The sequence below is a fragment of the Pseudomonas frigoris genome (assembly GCF_047758635.1).
Classification (GTDB): domain Bacteria; phylum Pseudomonadota; class Gammaproteobacteria; order Pseudomonadales; family Pseudomonadaceae; genus Aquipseudomonas; species Aquipseudomonas frigoris.
The window spans coordinates 3,972,755-3,988,285 of sequence record NZ_CP180479.1; the positions used below are offsets into that span (position 1 = coordinate 3,972,755).

At 57.8% G+C, this 15,531-nt stretch carries 11 protein-coding genes; 3 read left to right on the forward strand and 8 right to left on the reverse strand.

What is annotated here, in order from left to right; translation table 11 throughout:
* Positions 1–35: 35 nt before the first annotated feature.
* Positions 36–1,991 (forward strand): acetoacetate--CoA ligase, encoded by a 1,956-nt coding sequence (locus ACMXYH_RS18190; RefSeq protein WP_415764379.1) that lies wholly within the window; start codon positions 36–38, stop codon positions 1,989–1,991.
* Positions 1,992–2,010: 19 nt separating this feature from the next.
* Here ACMXYH_RS18190 and ACMXYH_RS18195 read toward each other — a convergent pair whose 3' ends face one another.
* Together ACMXYH_RS18195 and ACMXYH_RS18200 are read right to left on the reverse strand one after the other, a co-directional pair.
* The gene (locus ACMXYH_RS18195; RefSeq protein WP_415764380.1) at positions 2,011–5,865 is read right to left on the reverse strand and encodes a hypothetical protein; all 3,855 of its coding nucleotides are present in this window, start codon (positions 5,863–5,865) and stop codon (positions 2,011–2,013) included.
* A gap of 291 nt (positions 5,866–6,156) precedes the next feature.
* Complete coding sequence (locus tag ACMXYH_RS18200; protein WP_415764381.1) at positions 6,157–7,266, reverse strand: PilT/PilU family type 4a pilus ATPase; 1,110 nt, start codon at positions 7,264–7,266, stop codon at positions 6,157–6,159.
* A gap of 120 nt (positions 7,267–7,386) precedes the next feature.
* Between ACMXYH_RS18200 and ACMXYH_RS18205 the strand changes: the two genes are divergently transcribed.
* Positions 7,387–9,924, forward strand: coding sequence for a PAS domain-containing hybrid sensor histidine kinase/response regulator (locus ACMXYH_RS18205; RefSeq protein ID WP_415764382.1), 2,538 nt, complete (start codon positions 7,387–7,389; stop codon positions 9,922–9,924).
* A 65-nt stretch (positions 9,925–9,989) separates the two neighbouring features.
* Positions 9,990–10,265: a peptidylprolyl isomerase gene (locus ACMXYH_RS18210; protein ID WP_007898282.1), complete on the forward strand. Its 276-nt coding sequence runs from the start codon at positions 9,990–9,992 to the stop codon at positions 10,263–10,265.
* Positions 10,266–10,392: 127 nt separating this feature from the next.
* Here ACMXYH_RS18210 and ACMXYH_RS18215 read toward each other — a convergent pair whose 3' ends face one another.
* The 6 genes from ACMXYH_RS18215 to ACMXYH_RS18240 form a co-directional block, all read right to left on the reverse strand.
* Positions 10,393–11,328 carry a sugar kinase gene (locus ACMXYH_RS18215; protein ID WP_415764383.1) on the reverse strand — a complete coding sequence of 312 codons (936 nt, stop codon included), beginning with the start codon at positions 11,326–11,328 and terminating at the stop codon, positions 10,393–10,395.
* A 140-nt stretch (positions 11,329–11,468) separates the two neighbouring features.
* Positions 11,469–12,686: an amino acid deaminase gene (locus ACMXYH_RS18220; protein ID WP_415764384.1), complete on the reverse strand. Its 1,218-nt coding sequence runs from the start codon at positions 12,684–12,686 to the stop codon at positions 11,469–11,471.
* Positions 12,687–12,725: 39 nt separating this feature from the next.
* Positions 12,726–13,490 (reverse strand): IclR family transcriptional regulator, encoded by a 765-nt coding sequence (locus tag ACMXYH_RS18225; protein WP_134418376.1) that lies wholly within the window; start codon positions 13,488–13,490, stop codon positions 12,726–12,728.
* A gap of 150 nt (positions 13,491–13,640) precedes the next feature.
* Positions 13,641–14,030 (reverse strand): RidA family protein, encoded by a 390-nt coding sequence (locus tag ACMXYH_RS18230; protein WP_007898265.1) that lies wholly within the window; start codon positions 14,028–14,030, stop codon positions 13,641–13,643.
* A gap of 30 nt (positions 14,031–14,060) precedes the next feature.
* The gene (locus tag ACMXYH_RS18235) at positions 14,061–14,867 is read right to left on the reverse strand and encodes an amino acid ABC transporter ATP-binding protein (RefSeq protein ID WP_129443676.1); all 807 of its coding nucleotides are present in this window, start codon (positions 14,865–14,867) and stop codon (positions 14,061–14,063) included.
* The gene (locus ACMXYH_RS18240) at positions 14,864–15,526 is read right to left on the reverse strand and encodes an amino acid ABC transporter permease (protein ID WP_134418363.1); all 663 of its coding nucleotides are present in this window, start codon (positions 15,524–15,526) and stop codon (positions 14,864–14,866) included. Before ACMXYH_RS18240 ends, ACMXYH_RS18235 begins: the two co-directional genes overlap by 4 nt.
* Between the last annotated feature and the right edge of the window lie 5 nt (positions 15,527–15,531).

Below are 15,531 nucleotides of genomic sequence, written 5' to 3' on the forward strand. Positions count from 1 at the left end.
GCGAATGGATCTGAAGATAGAAGAAGAGGCAAGCCATGTCCGACATCCTCTGGCAACCCAGCGCCAAGCGCATCGGCAAGACCCGCATGGAGGCCTTTCGGCGCTTCATCAATCAGCGACACAACCTCCACGTCGACGACTACCCTGCCCTGCATCAATGGTCCATCGATCAGCGTGAAGCGTTCTGGCAGGCCATCGTCGATTTCTTCGACATCCGTTTCCATGATCAACCGGACACTGTACTGGTTGAGGGCGCGCAAATGCCCAGCGCCCAATGGTTTCCCGGCGCCACCCTGAACTTTGCCGAGCACCTGCTGCGCCGTCGCGACGATGCCGTGGCGGTCATTGCCATCGGCGAAAACGGCCAGCGTGAACACTTGACCTGGGCAGAACTGGCCGAGCATGTCGCCGGGTTTCAGAACAGCTTGAAAGCCGCCGGTGTCGGCCTCGGTGACCGCGTCGCAGCGTGCATGCCCAATACCTGGCAAACCCTCGTGGCGATGCTCGGCACCACCAGTTTGGGAGCGATCTGGTCCTGCTCCTCACCGGACTTCGGCACCCAGGGCGTAATCGATCGCTTCGGCCAGATCGAACCGAAAGTGCTGATCACCTGCGCCGGTTACCGCTATGCCGGCAAGGACATCGACCAGATCGCCAAGGTCAATGAAATCCTCGAACGCTTGCCGTCCTTGCAGCAGTTGATTGTTGTGCCTTACGCCCGACCGCAAGCGCACATCGAACACTTCCACACCCGGGCCAACGTGACGCTCTGGGATGATTTCTACGACGCTGGCGGCGAGCCGGATTTCGTTGCCGTGCCCTTCGCTCATCCGCTGTACATCCTCTATTCCAGCGGCACCACGGGCGTGCCGAAATGCATCATTCACAGCACTGGCGGCGTGTTGTTGCAACACGTCAAGGAACATGGCCTGCATTGCGATCTCGGCCCCGGCGACCGGTTGTTCTACTACACCACCTGCGGCTGGATGATGTGGAACTGGCTGGTTTCGGCGCTGGCCGTGGACAGCGCGGTGGTGCTGTACGACGGCTCGCCGTTTCATCCCGCCCCCGAGCGTCTGATCGACCTGATCGACGACGAACGCATCAGTGTCTTCGGCACCAGCCCCAAGTACCTCGCAACCCTGGAAAGCAACGGCATCAAACCTCGCGAAAGCCATGACCTGAGCACCCTCAAAACCCTGCTTTGCACCGGTTCCGCGTTGTCGCCGCAGAGTTACGACTACGTCTACCGCGATCTCAAGCCTGACCTGTGCCTGGCCTCGATGTCCGGCGGCACCGACATCGTTTCGTGCTTTGTGAACAGCAATCCGCTGCAACCGGTACGCCGTGGCGAGATACAAGGCAAAAGCCTGGGCATGGCGGTGGAAGTCTGGAACGACGACGGCCAGCCGGTGATCGGCGAAAAAGGTGAGCTGGTGTGCACCCGGCACTTTCCGGCAATCCCCATCGGGTTCTGGAACGACCCTCAACAGGAAAAGCTTCGCGCCTCGTATTTCAGTCAGTTCCCCGGCGTCTGGGCCCAAGGCGATTACGCGGAACAATTGCGCGACGGCGGGATGATGATCCACGGACGCTCCGACGCCGTGCTCAACCCCGGCGGCGTGCGCATCGGTACTGCGGAAATCTACCGTCAGGTTGAGAAAGTCCCGCAAGTGCTGGACAGCGTGGCCATTGGTCAGCAATGGCAGGATGACGTGCGGGTGGTGCTGTTCGTGCGATTGCGCGAGGACGTCGATCTGGACGAAGCACTGCAGCAGCAGATCCGCCAGGTCATCCGCGCCAACACCACACCGCGGCATGTGCCGGCGAAGATTGTCGCGGTGACCGATATACCGCGGACTCTCAGCGGCAAAATCGTGGAACTGGCGGTGCGCAACGTGGTGCATGGTGAGAAGGTAAAAAACACCGATGCCTTGGCCAATCCCGAAGCGCTTGAGCAGTTTCGGGATCGGCCGGAACTCGGAACTTAAACGATCATGCGGGTGTGCGTTAATCCATATGCGAACCAGGTGGGCGCCTTCCACTGGCAGGATTCGGCGCAATAGAGTTGTTCAGAGTGATCAGAACCGGCTCGTCAATTGCGCTACCGGTGTTTGCTTCAAGCGCGCCGCGCAGGGTGGACATATTGAGTTCGTAACTACCCTTGTCCGTATACAGCTGGCTCAGCAGCGAGGTGGTCACAGCCAGTGAGTCAGCATTTTCAAAGGCTTTGGAACTGGCGTGACAGGCACGGCCCTCATCCGTAACCGGCAAACGTCCCGACGCCAAGTTCAGCAGTGGAGCCACATCCAGCAATTGCCCTCTTTCGCCGTTGCGTCCCGCATCGCGGGCATAGCTGACATCATCAGTCTGTGCAGCACCGTGGAACACCTCATGAATCAAGTCGTCTGCCACGACGTCATGGTTGAAGCCCAGACCGATGAAGTGCTTGTTGATATTGGGCGTATAGATTTCGATGAATTTCGTGTCGGATGGGTCTTTTGCATCTTTCCATTGCTTGTAAGCGTCCATGTTGAAAGCAGCAATATTGTTAGTGTTCTTGAGCGGATCGAGAAAAATATTACTGAGGGAAAGACCTGCAAAGTCTGCCCTGACCAATCTCAGATAGTTCACCAACCGTTCGAATGCATCGCTCGAGTTGCTTCCCAGCAATACCTTGATGATTGCGTTACGTTCCTTCGTTAAGTCAAGACTGGTCAAGACGTTGATCGCGTTTTCGATTTTTGTACGCGCCAGCGGCAAGCTTTGCTCAATGAACCGTCGGGTATAGCTGACGGGCAATGTCTTACTGAATCGCGGCAACTGGATAGGTGCCTGAAAGGTGAAGTTGTTCAGTTTTGGTCCCCAGGGTTTGCCCAGTCGATCAAGGGCATACCATTGGTGGCCGTTACGCCGGGCCACCACCGTTAGCGCGTCACCGGTTGCACCACGGGGTCGCCAGGTACCCTGTCCGGTGGTATCGGCGCTATTGGCTGCGCGAGCCAGGTCGTAGGTTTTATGACGGCCATTGAGTTTGCGCAACTGGGATTGCGCCAGTCCGAGCATCTCTTGAGCCTGCCTGTTAAAGCGTAGCGCCCCCTTATGGACGAGTTTCCCGGCTCCGAAAAATGCCGTAGGCACGCCATCCACGGGGTTGAAGAGGGAAACAGATGTGACGAAAGCGAGCTTGGTCAGGCGGACGGCTTTGGAAGCCGTGGAGATAGCCTTCGCCGAGATGCTCAGTGCTTTGGCGCCAGCCCCCACAAACGCCCCACCCACTGCGATGACATCCATAACGCAGCCATACATCCCATCGACCATCTTATTGTGCTCCCCGGAAGATAGATCCTCGATGCACTTTTTAAAGGGAACTACCAGATCGACAATATACGTCGCAGTTTCTTCGCCTTTTTTGCGCTGGCTTTCAAGCACTGTTGGCACAGTGGCGGCTGCTTCAAGCTCGTCAAACGTCATCATCGGACGATTGTTGACGATGAACCTGGCAATTCGAACAAGCTGCGAATTATCAAAATTTAGATAAACACTCTGCTTCCGCTCCGACGGCGTAGCAGGCGCGGCAAGTTCACCCAACTTGTCAATTATCGCCACGCTACTGCTGGCCGAACTGGCCTCTAGAAGACCATGAGTGTATTCACTAAGGATAATCGGTAATCGTTCTGGATCCGTCGGTACCTGTTGCGCTTTCAGACCACCCTTAAAATCCACTCTGGCGGCGCCCTGCAATTTTCCCGTGTTGGCGATCAGCGCACCAAGCGTGTTGTTTCTACGTAGTTCACCACGCAAGGTAAACAGTTCATAGCACGTAACAGTGTTTCCATGAGAAGCGCACATGACAATACCAAAACGCCCCGTGACAGCATCTTTGCCTTGTTGGGTTTCATAGTCTGTTTCAAGTATCAACGGGCCCCCAAAACGGTTGGAGGATGTCTCTATCGCCGGGCTGCGAAGGGTAAAGAAGGTGATCTTGCCTTTCAGAAAGGTTTCCAGATCGAAGGGAGGCATGTGTGAAAGGGCCATCTTCACATTTCTGATCACAGCATTATTCAAATTGCCGAGGTAACCCCGCAGTTGGCGGTGATACTCATCATTATTGGGCGCCAGCCGCCGCAGCCTCGGATAACGATCGTGAATGCTGAGTACGGATGGATCATAGAAACTTTTATTTTTATGATTGGTAATATTTCCATGCAAATTGGGTGCGTTAGAGTAGGGGTTGGGGAAAACCGCACGCAGATCCCAGAGGCCACCCACCAGGTCACCGGACATATGCAGGTCGACCATGGACATGGCGGTAGGTGAGGCATATAGGCCGGGTTGCTGATAGATAATTTTATCTTCCAGGAAATCACAAGTTGGCGCGGCTTTCGTCACAGCTGCCCGTGCGATGTCTTTTCTGCTTGGAATGGAGCTGGTATAGGCGCGGGCAAGGTGCGTGCCGTCCACGTACTCCTCGAACACTGTCATTGCCCGCTCAGTCGTTTCCTTTTCCGCTTGCTTAAGTTCCGTTGTCGTCACCACGTCATTAATCAGGGCCCAGTCAACGATTGGATCGAGCATTGCCAAATCCCGCAAACGTGCCAGCGGATCACTGACTGGCTCCAGTTCGGCATACGCCATAATCTGCGTATACGTCAAAACCCGCGAAGCTCCCTTGGTGACCGCTTCCACCAGGGCAACTCCAACGCAGAAGGACACCCAGCCAACCGACCCCATCATCAGCGACGACGGGACACCCTTGACCAGAAATTCTGGCGCGATTTCCGCCAGCAGCAGGTGCGATGCCAATGGCGCCACGACAGGATTCACCCAGCCTTTGGTGTGTAGAAAGGTTTCCAGCTCCTTGCGCACGACCGACGAAGATCGTTCGACATTGGTCGGTGCATACAAATCGAACGCGCCGATACTCTTTCTGGCTTGAGCGTTACCAATGTGCGGATCCAGTTCCAGCAAAATAACCGTTATCAACAGTTGCCCAAGATCCTGTGCAGAGACGTCTTGCCCGGATGTTTCACCGAACCAGTTCAGTTCCTTCAGGAGTTTCGTGGCGCAGGCTTGGGCCGCCGGATGCTTGACCAACTGAACGATACGTTCGGCGGCGTTATCGTGCGTTGCAATAGTGCCACCCGTTTCGCGGTACAGTTTGTCCAGCAGCTTTTTGTCCGGAGCTATAAGTTTTTCAGTGGTCTGACGAATATCCCTAAGTTGCTCGGCGGACAATACGATCAACGATTGATCATCGGTGATGATCTGCCCCCAATAATTGCCAAAATGATCGATTTCAGGACAGTCAAACTCGAAGTAGCCGATCAGGTTTCTGACCTGCGCAACGGTCTTTGGCACATCGAATCCATAGAATTCAAGCCACTGATCGATATTCACAATGTTGTCCGCCCACAGGCAACCTCCGGCCTCTTTGGCAATGTCCGCCAAGATCCCCATTGAATCTCGGGTAGCCTTAGAGTGGGCAACATATCCCAGCGCGACGAAATCTCTCCAATCATGACCATCAAACACTTCCAGCTTGCCAGAATGGGTAACACGAATAAGTTCGGCGTCACTCATATTTTCCTGGGTTAGTGCGCTTCTTATTGCAACCGTACTGAGCAATTCGTTCATCAGAACGCTTCCCGGCACATAGACCTCATACAAAGAGGAGCCCTTCTGCAACTCCATCTCGTAGTTAAACCAGTCTATTGTTTCGTCGTCACTGTAATCTGCCAGACAAGCTTTCAGACTGACCAAAATCAATTTCCGCTCAGCTGCATCCGCGTCTTGACGCAACTGCTCCTCTCTGCCGAAATCACCCAGAGGCTTATAGAACTTATCCTTTAATTCAAAATGCATAGCCCAACCCTTAATAAATTAACTGAATGACTTATTCAGTCCAGGCAGATCTTACTTGCTCAGGCCGAGCAATCCACCGCCAATCTATTAAGTAACATTTCCGACAGACCAACCATAGTACAACTAGCCAGCCAATAATCAGTCCATCAAGTCCCGCGCTCCGAAAATCAAGTAACTTACAGAAGTGGCACCTCCCTGAAGTTTCAGATACAACTTCAGGCTATTAGTCAACAATCAGCATGCTTTAATTCTTCTCACCGACAACACCTGCGACAACCAACTCCTGTGGGGTCAGTCCATCAGCCCCCATTCACCCGGTGGTGTATGGGGGCCGGGCGTGGCCTCGGCGTGCATTTTCAGCCGCAGGCGCAGGTTGTTCAATGAATCCGCATGTTTCAACGCTTCTGCCTCATCGATCGTACCCTCGACAAACAGCTCGAACAGCGCCCCATCGAAGGTCTGCATCCCCGCCTCTGAAGACTTCTCCATGATCCCCTTCAGTTCTGAAAACTCATTGCGCCGAATCAGGTCGCCGACGGTTGGCGTGCCAATCATCACTTCCACCGCCGCCCGTCGTTGACCGTCACGGGTACGCACCAGGCGCTGGGACACGAACGCTTTCAGGTTATTGCCCAGGTCATGCAGGAGTTGCGGCCGGCGTTCTTCGGGAAAGAAATTGATGATGCGGTCCAGCGCCTGATGGGCGTTGTGGGCATGCAGGGTGGAAATGACCAGATGACCGGTATCGGCAAATGCCAGCGCATGCTCCATCGTCTCGCGGTCACGAATTTCGCCGATCAGCACGACGTCCGGTGCCTGGCGCAGGGTATTTTTCAATGCGGCGTGAAAACTGCGGGTATCGACGCCGACCTCACGCTGGTTGATGATCGACTTCTTGTGCCGATGGATGTACTCGACCGGGTCTTCGATCGTGATGATATGGCCGCTGCTGTGGCGATTGCGGTAGTCGATCAATGCCGCCAGCGAGGTTGACTTGCCCGAGTCGGTGGCGCCGACGAACAGCATCAGTCCTTGTTTGAGCATCACCGTTTCGAGCAGCACCGGCGGCAGTTTGAGGTCTTCGAAACGCGGAATGTCGAGTTTGATATTGCGCGCCACGATCGACACATCGTTGCGTTGTTTGAAGATATTCACTCGAAAGCGCCCGACACCGGTCAAAGAGATCGCCAGGTTCATCTCCAGTTCCCGGTCGAACTCCAGACGCTGTTCGGCGTCCATGATGGACGCGGCAATGGCCCCGACTTCTCCCGGCTTGAACGGCTGATCGGCCAAGGGCTTGAGCACACCCTCGAACCGTGCGCTAGGTGGCGCCCCGGTAGACAGATAAAGATCGGAGCCATTCTGGCTGGCCAGTAGCCTTAACAGTGCATCGATTTCCATGGCAAAAAGCACCCGCGAAGCATTCAGTGAATAAAAATGACCCAAATTGGATCATCCAGCGTCTACTGCGGTACAAGGATAGTTGACACCGCTACACCGACTTAAGTGCAGGACATCTTGATGAACGCATCACCGACCGGCAGCGATGCCCAGGCCTTGATTGCCCGACTGGACTGGAGACGCAGCCCGCTGGGCGCTGCCAGTACCTGGCCGCAAAGCCTGCGAACCGCCGTGGATATCGTGATTCATTCGCCGATGCCCATGCTGTTGCTGTGGGGCCCCCAGCTCACGCAGATCTACAACGACGGCTTCGCCCTGCTGGCCGGCAGCAAGCATCCACACGCATTCGGACAGCCGACACACCTGATCTGGCCTGAGTTAAAAGACTTTACCGACCCCATTTACAGCGCCGTCCTACAAGGGCAGGTGCGGACCTACAGCGAACAGCGCTTCACCTTGCAGCGTAATGGCCATGATTCCGACTTCTGGCTGGACCTGACCTACAGCCCCATCCGCGATGAAAGCGCCCAGGTCGCCGGGATTCTGGTCACGGCCATCGAAACCAACGAACGCCGACGCATCGCCCTCGAACTCGAGCAGCGTTCGGCCGCCAGCCTCAAGGCCCAGCACGAAACCGAGGAGCGTCTGCAACTGGCCCTCGCGGCCACCGACGCCGTCGGCACCTGGGACTGGGACATAAACGAAGACCGCTTCATTGCCGACACCCACTTCGCCCAATTACACGGCATCGACCCGCTGCTCGCCAATCAGTTGCCCATCAGCGCCTACCTTCAGGGGGTGCACCCGGAAGACCGCGCCATGGTCGCCCGCAGCATCAAGCACTCCATCACCCACGGCACCGAGTACGCCGAGGAATATCGCCTGCTGCAGGCCGACGGTCAGTTGCGCTGGGTGTTTGCCCGGGGTCGTTGCTACAAGGACCACCATGGCCGGCCGATTCGCTTCCTCGGCGCCGCCCTGGACCTGACCGAACGTAAACACACAGAACAAGCCTTGCGGCAAAGTCAGACCGAGCTGCAACTGATCATCAACGCCATGCCGATCCTGATCAGCTACGTGGACCGCGAGGAACGCTTTCGCCTGAACAATGCGGCTTACCTGGACTGGTACGGGCTGACGCCTCAGGAGCTCTTTGGCAAAACCATCCGTGAAGTTCTGGGTGAAGAAGCCTATGCCTTACGCGCGGAATACATCGCCCAGGCACTGTCCGGCAAGCCTTGTTGTTTCAGCATCCGCACCCCCCACCGTGATGGCAGCATCCGCCATGCCCTGATGAACTACTTGCCGCGCCACGGTGCGGATGGCGCGGTCAATGGTTTCTACATCTTTGTGATTGACGAAACCGAGCGCAAACAGACCGAAGAAGCCCTGCGCAACCTCAACGAAACGCTCGAGGAACGAGTTGTCGCCCGCACCCAACAATTGGCTGAAGCCAACCAGCGCCTGCAGAACGAGATGTTCGAACGCGAGCGTGCCGAAGAGGCGTTGCGGCATGCGCAGAAGATGGAAGCGCTCGGCCAGCTCACCGGCGGCATCGCCCATGACTTCAACAATATGCTCACCGGGATCATCGGCAGCCTCGACTTGATGCAGCGCTACATCGCCGACGGGCGCGCCGCCGAGGTGGGCCGTTTCACCGAAGCGGCAGTGTCCTCGGCCAACCGCGCCGCCGCCCTGACCCATCGCCTGCTGGCGTTTTCCCGGCGTCAGTCACTGGACCGCAAGCCGCTGAACGCCAATGATCTGATCCATTCTCTGGAAGACCTGCTCAGTCGGACCAAGGGCGACCACATCGAGCTCAAACTGCAACTGGCCGATGACGTCTGGCCGGTCAGCACCGACGTCAGCCAGCTGGAAAACGCCCTGCTCAATCTGGTGATCAACGCCCGGGACGCCATGCCCGATGGCGGCGAGTTGCGCATTGAAACCGCCAACGTTTACCTCGACAGCAGTGACATCAACACCCTGGAACCGGTCAAGGCCGGGGATTACCTGATGATTGCCGTCAGCGACAATGGTTCCGGTATGACACCGTCGGTGCTGGCCAAGGCCTTCGACCCGTTCTTCACCACCAAACCCATCGGCCAGGGCACCGGTCTTGGGCTGTCGATGATCTACGGTTTTGCCCAGCAGTCGGGCGGGCATGTCAGCCTGTTCAGCTTGCCCGGCCAGGGCACCAGCGTTCGTCTGTACCTGCCGCGACTGCACGCCGCAGAGCCCGAAAACATCCTGATGCCGGTCACCAGCGAGGCGCCAGCCGCGATTGCCGGTGAAACCGTGGTGTTGGTGGAGGACGATCCGGCGGTGCGCATGCTGGTGCTCGACTTGCTCAACGAACTGGGTTATCACGCCCATGAAGCCGAAGACGCGAAGACCGCCCTGCCCCTGCTGGAATCCGACCTGCGGATCGATTTGCTGGTCACCGATGTCGGCCTGCCTGGGATGAACGGTCGGCAACTGGCGGAGATTGCCCGCCAGCACCGCCCCGAACTCAAAGTGCTGTTCATGACCGGTTACGCGGAAAAAGCCGCCGAGCGCCAGGGCTTCCTGGAGGAAGGCATGGACATGGTGGCCAAGCCCTTTTCCATTGACCTGTTGGCCAACAAGATTCGCGAGATGATCGGCCAACCGGACTGAGTTAAGGCATAATCGCGCCCCCCCGCTGGCACCAACATAGCCACCACCGTTGCAAGGTACTGCCCATGAAAGCTCAAGCCCGCCATATTCTGGTGAAAACCTCGGAAGAAGCCGAACAGCTCAAACAACGCATCGCCAAGGGCGAAGCCTTCGATGTGCTGGCCAAGAAGTATTCCACCTGCCCGTCCGGCAAGCGCGGCGGCGACCTGGGTGAAGTGCGGCCCGGGCAGATGGTTGGAGTTATCGATGCCGTGATTTTCAAAAAACCGTTGCGGGTTGTGCATGGTCCGATCAAGAGCAAGTTTGGTTATCACCTGGTGCAGGTCTTTTACCGGGATTGAGGGGCTTTAAAGGCCCTATGTAGGAGCTGCCGAAGGCTGCGATCTTTTGATCTTGATTTTCAGCGGTCCCGAAAGGAGCAAGATCAAAAGATCGCAGCCTTCGACAGCTCCTACAGGGGATTGCGTTTCAATCTTTGGGGATCAGCGCACCGGGCACCTGAATCACCCGACTCGCCAAGCGATGGCCCGCTTCAGCAGCCTCAACCGGGCTGCCTCCTTTCAGGCGACTGGCCAAATACGCCGCACTGAACGAATCCCCCGCTGCCGTGGTGTCCACCACCCGCTCGACCACCCGCGCCGGCACTTCAAACGACTCTCCATCACACCGAATCAGACACGCCTCGGCGCCACGCTTGAGTACCACCTCGGGCGTGCCAATCTGCTCGTAAGCCGCAAACACCGCCTCGCAATCGGAAAAATGAAAAAGCGCCTGCTCGTCATCAACGGTCAGCAACGCCAGGTCGACATAGGGCAGAACGCTGCGATAAGCCGCCCGTGCGTCCTCGATCGACGCCCACAAACGTGGCCGGTAGTTGTTGTCGAACACGATCCGCGCATCCCGCTTCCGGGCTTCGATCAGGGTTTCCAGCAACTTCTCCCGACCTTGCACGCCGAGCACCGCCAGGGTGATCCCGCTGAAATACAGCACATCGTAATCCGGCAGTGCCGCCAGGATCGGCGCGGCGGCCGGGGTGGTGAAACAATCGCGGACTGCCGCTTCATTGCGCCAGTAGAGAAAACGCCGCTCGCCGGCGGCGTCAGTCTGGATGCAATACAAGCCGGGCAATCGGCCGGGCAAGCGCTGGACCATGCCGAGCCCGATGTTTTCGTCGGCCCAGCTCTGGCACATGGCATCGCTGAAACTGTCGTCGCCCAGGGCAGTGACGTAATCCACCGTGCCGCCCTCGCCCAACTCTCGGGACAGGTAGACCGCCGTGTTCAAGGTATCGCCACCGAAACTCTGTTGCAGGCTGCCGTCGGCGCGTTGCTGCAACTCGATCATGCATTCGCCGATCAGGGCGATGCGCGGGGTGTTGGGGCCGAGGGTGCTGATGGTGTTCATGTTGTGGGGTCTCTGGTGTTTCTGTGTTGTCTGGTCGGCCGCCATCGCGAGCAAGCTCGCTCCCACAGGGATTGTGTGAACACTGAAGATCCCATGTGGGAGCGAGCTTGCTCGCGATGGCCGCGCCTCGGTCTGGAGCCTTAGAAACAGGTCTCCATGGTTTCGATGACATTCAGCTGCTCATCCACCAGACACCCGATACGCCACTTGTCGAACGTCAGGCACGGGTGCGAAGTACCAAAGGAAATAATGTCCCCCACCCGCAACTCAACACCCGGCGCCACGGTCATGAACGCATGCTGGTCCATCACTGCCGTCACCTTGCAGGCGCTGACATCATCGCCCGTCGCCGGCACCACGCCCGCCTTGTAACGCAACAGCGGCACCGGCAACCCGGCGTCGTAGGCCACGTCGCGTTTACCCAGGGCGATCACCGCAAAGCCCGGTTCCGGCAACGATTGCACATGAGCCCAGACTTCAAGCGCCGGTCGCAAGCCTTCGTGCAAATCACTGCGGCGGTCGAGCACGCAGCATTGCGCTTCTTTATAGATGCCATGGTCGTGAGCTACGTAGCTGCCAGGACGCAGCACGCTGAGGAAACGCCCCCCGGCGTTCTGCGCTTCGAAAGACTCAGCGATCAGGTCATACCAGGCCGAACCCGACGCAGTGATGATCGGCTTGGGAATGGCGAACGCGCCGCTGTCCTGCAACTGTACGGCCAGGCGCACCAAAGAATCAGCGAACGCACGAATGCCGCTCACCGCATGATCGCCGTGAATCACCCCTTCGTAACCTTCGATCCCGGTCAGCGCCAGGGCCGGTTGTGCAGCAATGGCTTTGGCCAGCGCGACCACTTCGTTTTCCGTGCGGCAACCGCAACGACCGCCGACCACGCCGTACTCGATCATCACGTTCAAGCGCACACCGCGGGAGGCGAAATACGCGCCGAGGTCAGCGACGTTGTCCGGGTGATCGACCATGCAATGGAAGTCGAAAGCAGGGTCCGTCAGCAGATCGGCGATCAACGCCATGTTCGGCGTACCGACCAATTGGTTGGCCATCAGCACCCGATGCACGCCATGGGCGTAAGCCGCGCGGGTTTGCGTGGCGCTGGCCAGGGTGATGCCCCAGGCACCGGCGTCCAGTTGGCGGCGAAACAGCGCCGGGGTCATGCTGGTTTTGCCGTGGGGGGCGAGTTCGGCACCGCTGTTGCTGACAAAGGTCTGCATCCAGCGAATGTTGTGTTCCAGCGCTTCGCGGTGCAGCACCAGCGCCGGCAGGCTGACGTCGCGCACAAGATTGGCGCCTGTATGGGCAAAGCCCTTTTCCACAGTGGCAGTATTTTTGGCAGAAAACATGGTCGAACTCCTCACATTCGCGGCCGCAGGCAGCCGCTGTTATTCGTTGATGCGACGGGCCAGGCTGTTGGCGCTGTCGATCAGCACCCGGCGGTAGTCGTTGTAATTGTTCTTGGCATCGGCCCGTGGGGCGACGATACACAGGGTCGCGATGGCCACGCCGTTGGGGTCTTTGACCGGGGCGGCAAAGCAGTGGGTAAAGGTGTCCGCGACGCTATCGAAAGAGAAGAAGCCATCGATAGCGGCCTGACGGATTTCACCGAGAAACTGTTCAAGCGGCAGGCATTCACCGTTGGGCAGGATGAAATCGTCGTGGTCAATCAGGTCGACGATTTCCTGGTCGCTCAAATGCGCCAGCAGTAGACGTCCGGAAGCGGTCCAGGGAATCGGCGCGTTCTCGCCGATATCCGAGGAAATGCGAAAATGCCGCTCGCCCTCTTTCATCAAGGCCACGGTGTATTTTCGTCCGTTGAGCAGGCACATCTGCGCGGTTTCGCGGGTCTGGCTGACGATCTCCTGCAAGGCATGATCGGCCTCACGGGTCAGGTCGAAATGGCGTAAATGCGCTTGCCCGAGGAAGTACAGCTGACGGCCGAGGTAGACGTGACCGTCCTTGCCCACGGCCTCCAGAATCCGTCGCTCCAGCAGGGAGGCAACCAATTCGTAGACCGTGGATTTCGGGCTGCCGATGCCGCTGGCGATTTCGTTCGGGCGCAGGGGCTTGCCGACTTCCTTGAGGAAATCGAGGATATCGAACGCCCGGTCCAGACCGCGAGCCCGGCGCTTGATGGTGTCTTCGGTCATGTCTGTGTTCCCATTCAAAGTCGCCCCCGTAGGAGCTGCCGCAGGCTGCGATCTTTTGATCTTGATCCTGCTCTTGCGGCTCATCCAAAAACGCCAAAAGATCGCAGCCTTCGGCAGCTCCTACAAGGGCCAATCAGCCGCGCTCTCGGTTCAGGCCTTTTTCTTGTATGCGATGCAGTCGATCTCAACCTTGCAATCGACCATCATGTTCGCCTGCACACAGGCCCGGGCCGGTGCGTGTTCGCTTTTGAAGTATTCGGAAAACACCTTGTTGAAACTCCAGAAATCCCGCGGGTCTTCCAGCCACACACCGGTGCGCACCACATCTTCCAGGCCATAACCGGCCTCTTCGAGAATCGCGATCAGGTTTTTCATGGTCTGATGAGTCTGTTCGACGATGCCACCCACAATGATTTCGCCATCCAGCGCCGGTACTTGCCCGGACACGTGCAGCCAGCCATCGGCCTCAACGGCGCGGGCGAAAGGACGGGGCTGGCCGCCACCGGCGGTGCTGCCGGTGCCGTAACGAGTAATGCTCATGAATAATTCTCCTGATTGAAAAGTGGATATTTAAAAACGCGTGTTCTTGAGAAACTCCGCCAGTCGCGGTGATTGCGGGCGTTCGAACAGTTCCTTGGGTGGCCCCTGCTCTTCGATCCGCCCCTGATTCATGAAAACGATTTTGTCCGAGACTTCAAACGCAAAACGCATTTCGTGGGTCACCAACAACATGGTCATGCCGTCCTCGGCCAGGCCTTTGATCACGCTCAGCACTTCGCCGACCAGTTCCGGATCGAGGGCCGAAGTGACTTCGTCGAACAGCATCAGGCTCGGGTTCATCGCAATTGCCCGGGCAATCGCCACGCGCTGCTGCTGACCACCGGACAACTGACCGGGGAAGTGATCGCGGCGTTCCAGCAAGCCGACCCGCTCCAGCCATTTTTCCGCCAGGGCCACCGCTTCATCCTTGTGCAGCTTTTTGACCTTGAGCAAACCGAGGGTGACGTTCTGCAACGCCGTGAGGTGCGGAAACAGGTTGAACTGCTGGAACGCCATGCCAGTCATGGCCCGATGCCGGGCGATGACTTTTTCCGGGTGCCGCACGCGCTTGCCGTTGACCTCGTCATAACCGATGGACTCGCCATCGAGCATGATCTGCCCGCCCTGAAACTCTTCGAGCATGTTCACGCAGCGCAGCAACGTGGTCTTGCCCGAACCGCTGGAACCGATCAGCGTCACGACGTTGCCGCGCTGCATGGTCAGGTCGACGCCCTTGAGCACTTCGAGCTGGCCGTACTTTTTGTGCAACCCGCGAATGTCCAGCAGGGGCTGACCGTTTTGAGCATCTTTTACGTTAGAGAGCGAAGATTGAGTCATGGCAAGGCCACCCGCTTTTCAATGTGCCGGCCGAGTAATTCGATGGCGTAGTTGATGACGAAAAACAGAAATCCGGCGAACAGGTAAAACTCGAGGGTCATGAAGGTCCGGGCGATGATCTGCTGGGTGCTGAGTAACAACTCAGCCACACCGATCACCGACAGCAGCGTGGAGGCCTTGACGATCTCGGTGGACGAGTTGACCCAGGTCGGCAAGATTTGCCGTAACGCCTGAGGCAACAACACGTAACCGAGCGCTTGATAAAACGTCAGGCCGATGGCCTTGCTCGCTTCCATCTGACCACTGGGCAACGCTTGCAACGCGCCGCGAACAATCTCGGCGACGTGAGAGCCGCAAAACAGCGTCAGCCCCAACGCACCGGCCTGAAAGGCACTGATCTGCCAACCTAGTGCGGGCGCCATGTAGAAGCAGGCCAGCACCAGCACAAACACCGGCGTGCCGCGAATCAGGTCGACATAAAACCGAAACGGCGCGCGCATCCAGAACTTGCCGTACGTCAGCACCAGACCGGCGACGATGCCGACCATCGTGCCCAGCAGAATCGCCAGGGCCGAGACCTGCACACTGGTCAAAAAGCCTTGCCACAGGACTTCCCGTGCCACCCATAACTCATGCAACCAACTGGGGGATTCGTACATGTGGC